Genomic DNA, 14,197 nt, shown 5'->3' with positions numbered 1-14,197 from the left:
GCTTACATCAATTTACGCACTCCATCAGCCCATTTTCGTTGCTTATTTTTTAACCTAAGCATTTTTTTTCAAGCATTTCTATCCGAGCGGCAAACAGTTTACCTAGCTAAGTTTTACTTGACCGTCACCCATATCCCACATGTTTACTCGTGTTTTTGAAACCATAAAACGCTCATTCCAGTTAAGGCTCTAGGTGTCCTCTGATCCGATTTGGCTTGCAGCTCAAGGTGTGGAAGAAATTTCCGTTTTCTTTGAAACCTACTTATATTGTCTTTTGGAATACAAAACGTTCGACAGGAGATTTGTATCTGGCGCTCATTAGGCGAGTCGACCTTACTATCAATTTTTCTCTGTTACAGAAAAATTCATTTATAGCAATAAAATCAATAATTTAATATGAGATCGCGATGCTTCAGGCTGTGCTGTCGAGGTCATGCGGGAAACGTTCGAATATAATTACCCTATAAACATTAACTATGATGTGGGCATACTCATTAACGTTCATTTAAACGCCCATCATAACCATTTCTCTACATTTTTTACTTAGTATGAAGAAGATTATCACTATTAATTAATGATTATAATGCTAATAAAATAGCTATCACTGTTGCGTTATACGCAACAGTGATGTGGGAGAAAAAAATGGATATGCAAGCGTCGCTTGAAGCTTTTAATGTAGTTATTGAGGAGGGTGACTAGCCTCCTCCAAGATCAGATACAGTCTTCAGTTAGTAATGTCGGTTGGTTTTTCTTCACATTTCCCGTTTCGCCAGTCCGCCCTAATATGCAAAATTGTCACCTGGTAACGGAATATATTCAGTTATTGCTATCGTCCAAATGCTCCATCAAAAAATCGATAAAAACTTTTACTTTTTTTGTGTTGCGTCTCGATGGGTGATATATGGCATAGATTGCCGGCTCTTCCTCTGTATCACTGACCTCAGCCCGCCAGTCTGAAAGTAACTGCACTAATTTTCCCTCTGTGATATCGCTTCCAACCAGCCAGTCGGGCAGAAGCGCAATGCCATAGCCACTTAGTACAGCTTCACGGAGAATGTCAGAATTATTGCATTTAAGCGTGCCTTTTACGCTAACACTCTCTTTTTCTTCACGCCTGAAATACCACCGTGTTTTTCCGGAAGAGTACGAGAACATCAAGCAGTTAAATCGTGATAATTCCTCTGGAGCTGTTGGCTCCCCCTGTTCCGCCAGTAATGCTGGGCTAGCGCACACCAATCGACGCTGTGCCAGTAGCTTGCGGGCAATTAAGTTAGGCGAGTCGACTTTACCTAGGCGAATTGACAAGTCTAACCGCTTCTCGACTAAATCTACCACATCGTCCGTGAACGTCAGGTCCAGAGTAATAAGGGGATACTGGCGTGAGAAAGTTGCCAGTAATGGCGCTATGTACTGTCGGGAGTAGGAGACTGGCAGACTGACACGCAGGGTACCGCGCGGTTCCCCACTATGATCTCGCGCTTCCTGATTAGCCGATTCAAGATCATTAATAATTCTTACCGCGTGTTCAAAATAGGCATGTCCGGCTGTAGTTAGCACTAGATTGCGGGTTGAGCGCGTGACAAGCTGTGTACCTAATGTTCTTTCCAGAGCATCGACCTTCCGCGTGACAGATGATGTAGCTATCGACAAATGCCTCCCTGCGGGGGCGAAGCCACCTTCTTCAACGACAGTAATAAATGCCTTTAATGAAGCTAGCATATCCATTCTTCTTTTTTCTCCCTGTCAGGTGTTGTTCAATTCTGCTGCAATATCATTGCGAAAATTGCAAAACTGCAAGCCATTTCTACCACATTATCAGCTTAATTAGTCAGTGATAGGATTTTTTCCATAGAGAGGTGAATCATGAAATTAAGCATTGAAGTGACATCTGATTTTATTTGCCCGTGGTGCCGAATCGCTGAAGCTCGCCTGGACGTAGTACTGAAAACGCTGCCAGAAGATGTTGAGGTCGAGGTTAACTGGCTCCCCTTTGAACTGAATCCGGATATGCCGCTTGAGGGCATGGATCGAGTGACCTATCGCAGTAGAAAATTTGGTAGCTGGGATTATTCTCAGAAACTTGATGCTCACACCGAGGAGGCCGCAGCTGGAGATGATGTGAAATTTAATTATACGGCAATGAAGCGTGTTCCAAACACGAGGGCCGCTCATCGTTTGATCTGGCTGGCAGGTAAAACCAATATGCAAACGATATTGATTGAGCGTCTGTTCCGCGCTTACTTCCAGGAAGGTAAAGACATTGGCGATCACGACGTGCTGGCAGATATTGCCTCTGAAGCAGGCATGAATCGGCTAAACGTAAAAACGTTTCTGGCGGGCCATGACGGTGAAGCTGAGGTTATTCAGCAGGAATATTGCGCCCGGCGAAATAAGATCAACAGCGTACCTTCTTTTAATATCGGCGGTGTGCGCGTATCAGGGGCCGTTTCGGCGGAGATTCTTATTCAGCATATAAATGAAGCTATAAACAACCAATCCAAGAGGGAGGTGAAAGATGTTTAGTGAAATCAAATCGCGTAAACGTGCCCTGATTATTGGCGGATCTCTAGGGGGGTTATTCGCAGGTAGCATGTTACAGCAGGTAGGCTGGGAAATAGATATCTTCGAACGTTCGACGAACGACCTTGATAGCCGTGGCGGCGGTATCGTGCTCCAGCCAGAGGTTGTTGAATTGATCCGCCGCAGTGGGATTGAAAAATACTGGGATAATCTTGGGGTACACTCAGAGAATCGCATATTCTATCGCGCTAACGGTGATGTTGAGCACATTCAGTACGCCCCGCAAATGCAAACTTCATGGTCGTTAATTTATACCTTGATGCGCTCAACCGTGGGGAATGAGCACTATCATAAAAACCGTGTGCTCTCAGGCATTGAGTTTCCCGCTGAAAACAGAGTTACAGCGGTATTCGAAGATGGTTCCCGCGAAACCGGTGACCTGCTCATTGGTGCTGATGGTAATAACTCGTCAGTAAGGAATTTGATGTGGTCAGAAATACCAGAATACGCGGGATATATCGCCTGGCGGGGATTAGTACCGGAGAACGAGATGCCTGAGCGAGCAATGCTGGATCTTCACGGAAATTTTGCTTTCGCCGGAAACCACGGCTCACACATCCTCGGCTATCTGGTGCCGGGTGCAGACAATGACCTTCGCCCAGGACACCGTTTGTACAACTGGGTCTGGTATCGCGTGGTAGACGATTTTCAGCGTGAAGAAATCATGACGGGAACTGATGGCATATCTCGTCATTATTCAGTTCCTGAAGGGTTACTTTCACCGAAGTGGCAAGCACAGATTTATCGCGATGCTGAAGACCTTCTTCCACCAGGCTTCCGCGATGTCGTGATGGCTACGAAGCAGCCGTTTGCTCAGGCAATCCGCGATCTTGCTGTTGACTCTATGGTAAAAGGGAGAGTTATTCTGCTTGGTGATGCTGCTTCTATCCCCCGTCCTCACACTGCAGCGAGTACGTCAAAAGCAGCCGGGAATGCACTGGCGCTGAGCCAGGCACTAAAAGATGGAAGCGAGAACATAGATGATGCATTAATAAGCTGGAATGCAGAGCAGGTCTATCGCGGAAAATTCCTGCACAAAACAGGTATGAGTATCGGTAATCGACTGTTGTTCGGCAGAGCGTAATTCATGCGTAAGACAATTCACTACAAAAATGGAGGCGTAGTGTGGAGCAAGGTAATGAATCTGAGCGCGCTATTCAGGCTAAAATTTTCAGATGCGCTCGTCACAGCTCTCTAATAACAAGCCCGCTTTTTAGCGGGTTCGCTGTTCAAGAGCGAATTCGTCAGTATTTTATCTGGAATCTCTTGAAATTATTAAGATAAATACAGGAACTCCGAGCATCGCCGTCAGGATGCCAACGGGTAATTCACGGGGCGAAAACAGCGTTCGGGCAAGCGTATCAGCCAGAACGGTAAAATTGGCGCCGAACAGCATTGATGCCGGTAGCAATAAACGATGGCGATAACCAATGAAGATACGAGCGATATGAGGCACGGTCAGCCCAATAAAACCTATTGCTCCGCAACATGCCACAATGACAGCAGTCAATAAGGTCAATAAACAATATAGTGCCAGCCTAATTGCGCCAACGTCCACACCAAGCGACGCCGCAGTAATATTGCCGAACATGAGCATATCCAACTCCTTTGCACGCCACCAACAGTACAGAAAGATCGGCAGTAGTACGAGTGCGCAAAGCAATACCTGAATCCAGGATGCATGTGCGAAGCTCCCCAGCAGCCAGAACATCACTCCGCGCGTGGTGTCTGCGTCTGTTTTCCAGAGAGTTATTAATGATGTAGCTGCGGAGAGGAACTGTGTTACGGCGACGCCAGTCAGGATAAAACGGCTGGACTGGCTGGATAGCGATTTCCGCGCCAGGAAAAGTACCAGCGAGAAAGCCAGCATTGCGCCACAGAATGCACCGGCAGGTACAACTGCCCAGCCCGCACTTAGACCAAGTGCAATGACCAGTACCGCGCCAAACCCTGCGCCGGATGAAATCCCCAACACCCAGGGGTCGGCAAGAGGATTACGTGTCAACGACTGAAGCACCGTCCCGGCAAGCGCTAATGCGGCGCCCGACAGAGCAGCAAGCAGGGTACGCGGCATACGCAGAGACCATACGATCCGCTGATGAAGCGTTCCTGCTGTATCGTTATGCCAGTAGCCTGCCAATATGGCATTTGCCACGTCCTTTATTGAAAAGTTAACCGGTCCATACATAATGGCAATGCCAAATACCAGCATTAGGCCTAGGAACAGAATGGAAAGGCGGAAAAAAGGGGAACGCAGCATGATTATTTCCAGCCAGCGATCACATAATCATCTAGGAATTGCCAGAGAGTACCCGTTTCGCTAAAGCCCGCCTGGCGCAGGGCGGCGAGCTGGAATTCGACCGTGGTGGGTAGTGGTGTCGGGCGGTCTTTAAAGATAGCGGTGCGCGCGTCCATCAAATCAGCCAGCTCATGATGAAGGGTGGCCGATGCAAACCAGCTATCCCAGTCCTGCACGCCCGCTGTCCAGGCTTTTTTCTGCGTATCTTCGTCATGAAGCTGGGCAATCCGTTTCTGACATGGATTGCGATTATCAAATCGCTGATGATCGGCGTTCATGAATAAGCCATGTTCATCCAGCAGGTTAAAGATATTGCGATAAAGCGCGACCTGCTGTTCCGGCAGCAGCCAGTGAATGGCCGTGCTGGAAACAACGGCCTGCGGTTTGTCGGTAATAGCGGCAAAGCAATCCGCTGCTGCAATATCGCCGCTGAAGAAATGAATACGGTCACTGTATTCAGATAACGCTTCTTTGGCCAGCGTAAGCAGAAGCGGGTCGAGGTCAATAGCAGTTACTCTTATCGCCGGAAAGCGATTCAGAAGACGCATGCTGAATGAGCCTGGACCACAGGCCAGATCCACCACATGGAATTCTTCGCCATATAGCATTGCCAGAACATCCAGCACGGCGTTATAGCGTTCTTCACGGTGAGCGATGTAGGCGCTTTGTTGTTCGTCCCAGTTTTTCAGTAATTCGCGGGCTGGAAAGGTCATGTTGTTCCTTAGCGTGTATTTGTGTGACTAGTCGGTGAAGGGCCAGAACTGAACGCGCAGATGCGTCCATATCATAGCCAGGTAAAATGATGTAACGTTTTGCTTTAACGGCCTTCATGCCTGCGGTGAGGAGATTACGTTCAAGAAAATCAATTTTGCTCCGGGCGCTGTCGCCATCTCCCCCTCTTTGCAGATCGCCCAGGATCAGGTAGTCAGGATCCCGTTCGGCAATGACCTCCCAGCTCATGGCGGGCCACAGTTCAGTACTGTTATCAAAGATGTTTTTACTGCCGATGGTTTTGGTTAACAGTTCAGAAGCGCCATATCCACCCGCCACATAAGGTGTTGCCGTGCCGGAATACCACCACATGAGCGTTCTGCGTGGCAGTTTTATGCGGCTGTCAGCAGCGACCTGTTGCTTCAGTTCATTGATAAGCACCTCTGCACGCGGCTCCACGCCATATATGCGCGCAATATTACGCAAATCGTCATAGATGCTGTCGAAGGTTACAGGCGCAGGGGGCCCACTTTGCAGGCCATTGCACATACCTTCAATGAGCCAGCTTCCAATTCCCCATACAGCCATCCTTTCACGACCGGCGGTCTCCGGGCTGTTAAACCAGTAATAGCTGCCGGAATAGATAAAATCTGGTCGGGTACTCAGCAAGGCCTCTCCCGACCAGGGCGAACTGTCGAGACGTGCTTTTAGCGGTTTGTACCAGGGGGAGGGCGCGGTATCTTCATCTGGCCGATAACCGACAGCACTGATCACGGAATCTCCCAGACGTAATGCGAGCATGTTTTCCATTGCGGTCGGCATATAGACGATTGCCCGCTGTGGTACGTGCTCAAACGTCCAGGATCTTCCGCAATTCTGCAACGTAACGGGATGCGCATTGCTGGCGAAGGTCGCCAGCAATGCGAGGAAGGCCAGGCGTTTCATCAGAAGCGCATGTTGACATAGGCTTCGTAAGTTCGACCTGGTGCAATCATTTCCTGCCCTGTATAAGTACGCTGCCAGGTGTAGAAGCGATCCGTCAGGTTACGCACGCGGGTGCCTACGGTAACGTCCTTAATCACTTCATAATCGGCGTTCAGGTCGACAGTCGTGTAATCGCCCATTTTGTTTTTGTTGGCATCATCGTTATAGCTACTGCCAACATAGTGGAGCTGAGCGCCCAGCCCCAGTTCGCTAATCGGCATATAACGGCCAGAAAGGTTAGCCGTCCACTCCGGGATATAGCGTGGCTGATTGCCGGAAAGATCCTGCGTACCTTGTTTGAAATTATCAAAGCGCGCATGGGTATAAGCCACATTTCCCGCCAGCGTGACGCTATCAAGCGGTTTAATCAATCCGCTGAACTCAATGCCGCGCGAAGTCTGCTTGCCAACCGCATTCCATACACCAGCCTGGACAGCCGATTGCTGATAAAGATTTTTTTTCTGGAGATCGTAAACGGCCAGCTTCATTTCGCCGTGGTCGAATGTCCCTTTTACACCGGCTTCATATTGCTGAACTCCTGTAAGTGGCAGGGACGTTTGTTCAGGGCTGATAAAGAAGATATCGCTGCCGGGCTCTTTACCTGTTGAATAGTTGGCATATACCGTCCAGTTTTTGTTAATGGCCCAGCTCGGCCCAATACCAACACTCATAAAGCTATAACTACGATTGATGGTTTTATTATCCTGCTGGTAATTCCAGTCCATGTCCAGGTTGGTATAGCGCAACTGGCTTAACAGGGCGACAGCATCAGTGATATTCAGATTGTCTTCCAGCAGCAAGGCATACTGGTTCTGAGTGATGTGACGAACAGGTGAGCGCATCTTACCACCCGCACCAGTGCGAAAGTCATTAGAGGCGGGGTGGGTCCGCAGAAGCTCCTCGCCCCCCGGGAAGCCGTTAGAATAGTACTGGAATTCACGTTTTGAAAAATCGACACCCGCAGTCACGCGGTTGGCGAATGATGCAATCGGGTGATCCAAGGTGACCATAGTACGATTGCCGGTAAGCCTGTCATCATGCGCAATATCACCATAAGAATCCCGTGTCACATAGCCCGCTTTGTTTGACTGGTAATAGCGTTCGGCGTTCTGCCATTCGCGGAATCCTTTGTAATAGTAGAACTGGTTATCAAAGGTTAAATCAGGTGTTGCATACCAGGACTGGGTCGACTGGAATGAGGTTGCCTGACTGCGGATATGCGCATCCTGAATGTTGTTGTAGTTTACATGGCGCAAGTCGCGATCAACTTTGCCGTTGATGACAGGCGTCCCGAAATAGGGATTGCGCATATCCGTTAAGCTACGGTCGATGTCAAAAGTAACCTGTGTGTTATCGGTCGGCGTCAGCAGGAGCTGTGCGCTGATGCGCTTCGGGCGACTGCGCTCTTTATCAACCTGAGTGCCGGTATTTGACGCGCTTACATCCACTCGGCCAGCAGCGATACCCTCAAAAAGCGTACCGCCCGCGCCGATGTGGGCGCGATGGCTGTTGTAGCTTAACCAGCTATAATCAGCTTCTACTGGCTGTCGACCAAAGGTTGCTTTACGTGATATCAGGTTGACGCTGCCACCGGCAGAACTCAGACCATTTAAAACGGAACCAGTACCATACAAGATGTCCAAATTCTCATAGTTAACCGGATCGCCTATTTGAATGGTGCTACCAGGCACGGCCACGCCATTAAGAAGCCAGGAAACGCCGGAAAAGCCACGCAGTGAAACGCTATTGGAAAGTGTAGGTGAGCTGGTGCCAGACATCCCAGGGGCGGTATCAACGACTTCAGTGAGTGTGCGTTTACCTTTAGCACTAATGGTTCTGGCTCTGATGGTTTCAGTATGGCGTGGCGTTTGCTTATCAGTCAGACCGAGTCGTGAGGCTGAACCAGATGAAAGATATTCAGAGTCATATTCGGTAGAATAGACAGGTACTTCACTGCCTGTGACAACGATAGTTTCATCAGCTGCAAAGGCCGGAGCCGAAGTATTTACTGCAACTACGATAATTATCAAAGAAGGCTTAAGTTTCATAGACGGACATCATATAAATTACCTTGTGTTATGTTATAACATAACATATGCTTTTGAAGAAGACAACGTGTTATATGAGAGCCAGTAGTTGGGGCCGGGAGGAGTTAATGCAAATCCAATATCGTGTTGTTCACCGAACGCAAACCTTCAGTTCTGCTGTTCTTGATGACGTTATGTCCGGGCTGTTACGAAGGTTATGAGTGTATAACAGTGTTGCGGCACACCCTGTGCCAGTTCGCGTACAAAGTCTTCGGGGTATGCATTATAAAAAAGTCTTCTTAGTAATATTTCAAAATTCACAGAGGCTATCATCTTTTTTTATCTACTTATTTACTTAAAATTTATATCAAAAAAGGTTGCTAACATGTCCATGCAAAAAAATTTCTTAATACTGCCATTGATTTTATCAGGAATATTATCCAGTTGTGCCACCTATGACGATTTTCTTACTGAAAACAAGGGTGGCGAACATCATGAAAATATATCAGAGCCAGATGGTAAACTTACTCGCGAGCAAAGAGAGTCTATCATGTCTGGCCAAAAACCTGATGTATCAACAAAAAAAGGCCGTGAAGTAACAATTCCTATTTTTAGATGGTGATATTTGGCGTGTACTCGAATGTATATGCTCGCGACGACACCTAATACAAATGGTATCCTAATAACTAGATACGGCTACCATTTCTAATGGGTGCTGAAAATTCAATTTTTCAGGTCGCGCAATTTATGCCAAGCTTTGGCTCTCTCCTCCCTGGAGAAAGGAGTTCTGCTTGCGCATAGCCGATTTTCTCCCATACACAGGTGTTTGTCTCAATGTAAAGAATGGATTTATCCGAAATAGGTCGGTTCGCCTGTAAGATAAGTAGTGATGGAGATAATCTGAAATATTCGGCGTTATCGATAGATATAGAATGCAGCCGAACAAATGTAAAGATAGATCACTGGAAAAACATGAGCAAAGGATAATTTAGGATTCCACTTAAACAGAACCCAGTTTGAAATATCCTAATACTTGAGGGGTATTTTAATTCTATGGTATTTGTTTAAAATTGGATGTCAGCTTTAAAATTAAATGAGTATCAATTGAAAAATAAAATTTTTTATTTAGTCCTTATCACTTATCTTACTGTTGGATGTGATGATACGAAGAGCATTGATTGGTACAAAGAACACCCAGACAAAATGCATAAGCGTAATTCAGAGTGTAAACAATTAGATAAACATTCTGATGATTGCCAGAATGCCATGCTGGCTGAAAGACGCTGGAGGCAAAGTAATGTGAGAATTTTAGACTGGGGTACAGCCTTCAAAGAAGATATCGATAAAGTTAAAGAGACTGTAAATTGAAAAGTACAAGTCTCAACTAAAGATTAATACTAATGAGTATTAGTCAAATAAAAATCCACAGCGCTCTTTCAAAACTTACGCAATGAGAATTAATGATGAAAAATGTACTTTTTATCTTCTGTATATATCTACTCTCTGGTTGCGACGAATCAGGAACTACGCAGGGCTACAAGAATTACATTGAGCAGCTAAATAAACATTATATTGAATGTAAGGAATCAGATGATAAATCAGAAGATTGCAGGAATACAATCGATGCTCACATAGTGATCGAAGAGTTTAATAAAGAATCACCTATTTTAAGTTAATTTTTTCACATAAATATATGTTATTATATAAATTCATTTGTATTTTTTGTTGCCTGTTAAAATATTAACCTTTAATTTCTAAAATTAAAGTTTGCTAATATTTTTTATCTTGGCGATCTCAGGTGGTCTCAGTGATCACCTAAGAGATGTCGGGTTTTAATGTTAGATAAAAACCATCAACATTTATTATGTGAGTTTTAAAAAAACTCTCAAGTATAAAAACTAGAAGTTTTTATTTATAACCTCCTAGTAATATCAGGGTGCATGAATACCACAACACAACGTAATTAATTGATTTTTCACATTAATCTTTAAGTGCAATGAACTATTACTTTGTATTGATTTTGCTTTTAAACTAAGGAAAAAAATGAAATTATCTACAACGATTCTGACCAGTATGCTAATTTTATCCCCGCTGGAAATAGTATATGCAGAAAAAATCACCACAGGATGCGAAGCAAAAAGACAAAATATCGAGCGGCAGCTTGATTATGCCCAAACGTATGGAAATACGCATCGCGTAGCTGGCCTTCAAACAGCATTATCGAAAAATAGCGCTTACTGCACCGATGCAGGTTTAAGGGCTAAGCAAGAATCTGATGTTAGAAAGAAAGAGCGTAAGATAGAGAAAAGACGACAGGAATTGGCCGAAGCTCGTGCTAATGGAAGGGAAGACAAAATCCGTAATAAGGAAAGAAAGCTAAAAAAAGCGCAGGATGAACTGGCTGAAGCTAAGTCAATAGTCAATCAATAGTCCCTAAAAAACCGACTTCATAAGTCGGTTTTTTAGGGACTGAGCAAAGCGAACGATACATATGATGACGTTGGATCTTGAATCGCCACGGGTTTAACAGACACCTGAGAGTAATTTAAGATGACTTAAAAGATAGATGCCCATAAGCGGTAAACGTTATCCCGAAGAGTTCAAAACTGTTGCGGTCACATAGGTTGTTGATCATGTTTATTCTGTTTCCAGCGTTGCAACACGTCTCGATATTTCACCCACAGCCTTTACGCCTGGATAAAGAAGTACGGTCCGGACTCATCCACTAATAAAGAACAGAGAGATGCTCAGGCCGAGATCCGCCGGCTCCAGAAGGAGCGAAGCGGGCGACTGACGAACGGGGCACATTAAAGCTGTACGACTGAGGTACGCCTTTATCCGTGACAACAGCAGTTGCAGGCCTGTTCGTCTGCTCTGTAGGGTGCTGGATGTTCATCCCAATGGCCCTTACGCATGGCTTCAGCAGCCGCATTCACAATGGCACCAGGTAGATCTGAGACTGACGGGACAGATCAAACAGTTCTGGCTGTAGTCCGGTTGCGTTTATGGTTATTGTAAAATCCATCTGGATCTGCGGGACAGCGGGCAACAGTCCGGAGTGAAAAGAGTCTGGCGACTGATGAATATTGCCCGCGGGCACTCAAAGGCGAGGCCAGTATCGTATCGCCCAACAGGCTCCAGCAACAGTTCAGTACAGATGCTCCGGATAAGCGTTGGGTAACGGACATAACCTACTTCAGTACCCACGAAGGCTGGCTGTATCTTGCTGTGGTTGTTGATCTGTTCTCACGCAAAATTATCGGCTGGTCAAATGCAATCACGGATGACAAAGGACATGGTCCTGAACGCACTGCTGATGGCTGTATGGCGACGTAATCCGCAAAGACAGGTGCTGGTTCACTCGGACTAGGGCAATCAGTAAAAAAGCCATGAGTGGCAGTCGTTCCTGAAATCACACGGCCTGAAAGGGAGTATGAGCCGTCGCGGTAAAGGTCACGATAACGCCGTTGCACAAAGCTTTTTCCAGTTACTGAAACGCGAGCGGATAAAGAAAAAAATCTACGGAACGCGGGAAGAAGCCCGCAGCGATATTTTTGATTACATCGAAATGTTTTATAACAGTAAGCGTCGACATGGTTCCAGCGATCAGATGTCACCAGCAGAATATGAAAGCCAGTATTATTAACGGCCCGAAAGTGTCTAGATTATCCGTGGCTATTCAGACTCCAAAAATCACGATGTGTCGTTCGTGGCTGGCAGAAGACCATCTCCAGTTGCTACAAGTTGCACCCTGAATCTGGATAAAAGAATTTGGTTCAACGCAGGCTTGATAAGGTATATAATCATAGCCAAATTGATGGTGATAGCTTACAAATCAGGCCTATTTCGATGCCGTGTTGTTACTCAACCCGAAAGCTATACCTGCAACAAGTACATTGACTGGTCTGACTGAAAACGACGCGGCGCAAATCCGTAAGTAATCATCTTTTCAGGCTCCCCTGCGTAAACTGGTGGATCAGTAGGGCTCCCTATTAGGAATTAACCATCTTGTCACAACGTAAATATATCACTGCAAAGATATTGATTATTGTCTGCACAACTTTAATATTTTCAGCATTGTTTGCACGTGAAGTTAAGGAACTTAAAAACTATTTAGGCTACATTGCTGAAAATGGACGATCAGCTCTGTTTCATGAAGAATTCATTAACCAGAATATTGCCTATCGCTTATCTCGCGCGTTTTCTAAACAGATGTCATCAGGACTGAATACTGAAAAAAAAGGCAAATCGCTCTGCCAATATGTTGAAACTGTTGGCGATATGAAAGGGTTTAATCTGGTGGAGAGAACGAGCATTTTACTGGAGGGGTCCCTTCAGACAAGGAACCCAGCTTGCGAAGCATGGGGGCAGGATGTGCCAGCTCTGTCTGTTATCAACATACCCGAAACTAACGCCTTTTCAAAATACTCTTTTTCTAATTATACGGGCTACGTGTTTGACAGCACTCGATATTATATAGATCTCGTTTACAGTTATATTTATTTCAATCACACATTAAATATTTTTGAATATAAATTCAATGACTGGTTGGTAGATGATGAAGGCAGAATAAATTTGGCGAATAATCTGGGCGCAGGTATCATAGATGATAATGCACTGGAAGACTTAAATCAGGGTGAAAAAATTGTAACCCACATATATAAAGATGTCTATACTAAAAGAAATATCATTAGTATGATCAATCCTGTATACATTGATGGTAAAATAAAAGGGTTGTTGATTACTGATGTCAATATTCGAGAGCTGGCAATGTCATTCATTACAAATGATCGCCCTGTTTTGTGGAAGTTTCTCTCCTTGTATGTCACCGATAATATCACTGGTGATGATATTATTTTCCATAAGCCTATCTTGAAGTCGACGGATCTGCTTAATTATAAAGGAAAAATGACACAGTACTACACCTTGTCCGTTAAGCTCGATGCTATTTACGTGTTAATTTTGACTTTCTGGCTGGTGCTTCTTTATGTCATGTCTACAGGGTTGCTGCTGAACTATGCCCGCAAGCAATTTATCCGTCAGGAATTACTCTCACGAGAAAATATTACTGATGGATTGACCGGACTTTATAACCGTAAAGTGCTCACACCAGAACTCAATCAAAAAATTCGGTCACTTGTTGATAGAAATATTCCAGTCACAGTGATTGCCATTGACTGCGACGGGCTTAAGAGGATTAATGACACCTTAGGTCACCATATGGGTGATAAGGTGATTCAGTCTCTGGGTATCGCTCTGGCTCAGTCTATCCGCAAAAGCGATTACGGACTCCGCCTCGGCGGCGATGAGTTCTGTTTAATTCTAATCGATAATAATATTGACCGCTCAAGAGATATGATTGCACGCATCGAAGATTATCTGCAGACCATCGATACAGATAAAATGGTCGTGTTCTCCTGGGGAAGCTATCAGATGAGTGAGGATGATACTCTGGAGGTTGCGATGTTGAAGGCGGATGCACTGCTTTATAAGCATAAACGTATTAAGTACGAATACCGAAAGTGAATGGATGTTTTGGCTTGTTAAACCCAGAAGGGTGATTATGTGCCGAAGGCACATGGGAGGCGCGATGCGC

General features: G+C 45.4%; 12 protein-coding genes and 1 pseudogene. 8 read left to right on the top strand and 5 right to left on the bottom strand.

Going from position 1 to position 14,197, the window contains the following annotated elements; genetic code table 11:
* Positions 1 to 816 precede the first annotated feature (816 nt).
* A complete protein-coding gene (locus VPX56_RS00670; protein WP_326469283.1) occupies positions 817 to 1,719 on the bottom strand; it encodes a LysR family transcriptional regulator in 903 nt (300 codons plus the stop codon).
* Positions 1,720 to 1,863: 144 nt separating this feature from the next.
* Between VPX56_RS00670 and VPX56_RS00665 the strand changes: the two genes are divergently transcribed.
* Together VPX56_RS00665 and VPX56_RS00660 are read left to right on the top strand one after the other, a co-directional pair.
* Positions 1,864 to 2,523 carry a DsbA family oxidoreductase gene (locus tag VPX56_RS00665; RefSeq protein WP_326469281.1) on the top strand — a complete coding sequence of 220 codons (660 nt, stop codon included), beginning with the start codon at positions 1,864 to 1,866 and terminating at the stop codon, positions 2,521 to 2,523.
* On the top strand, positions 2,516 to 3,664 hold the full coding sequence (locus VPX56_RS00660) for an FAD binding domain-containing protein (protein ID WP_326469280.1): 1,149 nt from the start codon (positions 2,516 to 2,518) through the stop codon (positions 3,662 to 3,664). The genes VPX56_RS00665 and VPX56_RS00660 overlap by 8 nt, the downstream gene beginning before the upstream one ends.
* A 168-nt stretch (positions 3,665 to 3,832) precedes the next feature.
* On the opposite strand, the gene VPX56_RS00655 is transcribed toward VPX56_RS00660, so the two are convergent.
* From VPX56_RS00655 to VPX56_RS00640, 4 genes are read right to left on the bottom strand one after another with little or no spacing between them, the layout of a single operon-like run.
* On the bottom strand, positions 3,833 to 4,840 hold the full coding sequence (locus VPX56_RS00655) for a FecCD family ABC transporter permease (protein WP_326469278.1): 1,008 nt from the start codon (positions 4,838 to 4,840) through the stop codon (positions 3,833 to 3,835).
* Positions 4,841 to 4,842: 2 nt separating this feature from the next.
* A complete protein-coding gene (locus VPX56_RS00650) occupies positions 4,843 to 5,592 on the bottom strand; it encodes a class I SAM-dependent methyltransferase (protein ID WP_326469276.1) in 750 nt (249 codons plus the stop codon).
* Positions 5,522 to 6,535: an ABC transporter substrate-binding protein gene (locus tag VPX56_RS00645; protein WP_326469274.1), complete on the bottom strand. Its 1,014-nt coding sequence runs from the start codon at positions 6,533 to 6,535 to the stop codon at positions 5,522 to 5,524. The genes VPX56_RS00650 and VPX56_RS00645 overlap by 71 nt, the downstream gene beginning before the upstream one ends.
* Complete coding sequence (locus VPX56_RS00640) at positions 6,535 to 8,622, bottom strand: TonB-dependent receptor (RefSeq protein WP_326469272.1); 2,088 nt, start codon at positions 8,620 to 8,622, stop codon at positions 6,535 to 6,537. Before VPX56_RS00640 ends, VPX56_RS00645 begins: the two co-directional genes overlap by 1 nt.
* A gap of 364 nt (positions 8,623 to 8,986) precedes the next feature.
* Here VPX56_RS00640 and VPX56_RS00635 point away from each other — a divergent pair, with 364 nt between their 5' ends.
* The 6 genes and pseudogenes from VPX56_RS00635 (at position 8,987) to dgcJ (ending at position 14,127) form a co-directional block, all read left to right on the top strand.
* A complete protein-coding gene (locus VPX56_RS00635; protein ID WP_326469270.1) occupies positions 8,987 to 9,223 on the top strand; it encodes a hypothetical protein in 237 nt (78 codons plus the stop codon).
* A gap of 482 nt (positions 9,224 to 9,705) precedes the next feature.
* Entirely contained in the window at positions 9,706 to 9,969 is a 264-nt protein-coding gene (locus VPX56_RS00630; protein WP_326469268.1) for an EexN family lipoprotein, read from the top strand.
* Positions 9,970 to 10,061: 92 nt separating this feature from the next.
* Positions 10,062 to 10,277, top strand: coding sequence for an EexN family lipoprotein (locus VPX56_RS22980; protein WP_407655093.1), 216 nt, complete (start codon positions 10,062 to 10,064; stop codon positions 10,275 to 10,277).
* A gap of 367 nt (positions 10,278 to 10,644) precedes the next feature.
* On the top strand, positions 10,645 to 11,031 hold the full coding sequence (locus VPX56_RS00625; protein ID WP_326469266.1) for a DUF1090 domain-containing protein: 387 nt from the start codon (positions 10,645 to 10,647) through the stop codon (positions 11,029 to 11,031).
* A 142-nt stretch (positions 11,032 to 11,173) separates the two neighbouring features.
* Positions 11,174 to 12,247: pseudogene (locus tag VPX56_RS00620) on the top strand (IS3 family transposase).
* Between the two features lie 362 nt (positions 12,248 to 12,609).
* Entirely contained in the window at positions 12,610 to 14,127 is a 1,518-nt protein-coding gene (dgcJ, locus tag VPX56_RS00615) for a diguanylate cyclase DgcJ (RefSeq protein WP_326469264.1), read from the top strand.
* Positions 14,128 to 14,197: the final 70 nt, after the last annotated feature.

It is taken from the genome of Enterobacter wuhouensis, from assembly GCF_035835995.1.
Lineage (GTDB): Bacteria > Pseudomonadota > Gammaproteobacteria > Enterobacterales > Enterobacteriaceae > Enterobacter > Enterobacter wuhouensis.
Note: the sequence above shows the minus strand (reverse complement) of the source record. Positions and strands in the feature narration are given on the sequence as shown.

Coding starts and splice junctions, on each gene's coding strand:
- VPX56_RS00660 (WP_326469280.1), top strand. CDS start 2,516: ATGTTTAGTGAAATCAAATCGCGTAAACGTGCCCTGATTATTGGCGGA.
- VPX56_RS00655 (WP_326469278.1), bottom strand. CDS start 4,840: ATGCTGCGTTCCCCTTTTTTCCGCCTTTCCATTCTGTTCCTAGGCCTA.
- VPX56_RS00640 (WP_326469272.1), bottom strand. CDS start 8,622: ATGAAACTTAAGCCTTCTTTGATAATTATCGTAGTTGCAGTAAATACT.
- VPX56_RS00645 (WP_326469274.1), bottom strand. CDS start 6,535: ATGAAACGCCTGGCCTTCCTCGCATTGCTGGCGACCTTCGCCAGCAAT.
- VPX56_RS00650 (WP_326469276.1), bottom strand. CDS start 5,592: ATGACCTTTCCAGCCCGCGAATTACTGAAAAACTGGGACGAACAACAA.
- VPX56_RS00635 (WP_326469270.1), top strand. CDS start 8,987: ATGTCCATGCAAAAAAATTTCTTAATACTGCCATTGATTTTATCAGGA.
- VPX56_RS00665 (WP_326469281.1), top strand. CDS start 1,864: ATGAAATTAAGCATTGAAGTGACATCTGATTTTATTTGCCCGTGGTGC.
- VPX56_RS00625 (WP_326469266.1), top strand. CDS start 10,645: ATGAAATTATCTACAACGATTCTGACCAGTATGCTAATTTTATCCCCG.
- VPX56_RS00670 (WP_326469283.1), bottom strand. CDS start 1,719: ATGCTAGCTTCATTAAAGGCATTTATTACTGTCGTTGAAGAAGGTGGC.
- VPX56_RS22980 (WP_407655093.1), top strand. CDS start 10,062: ATGATGAAAAATGTACTTTTTATCTTCTGTATATATCTACTCTCTGGT.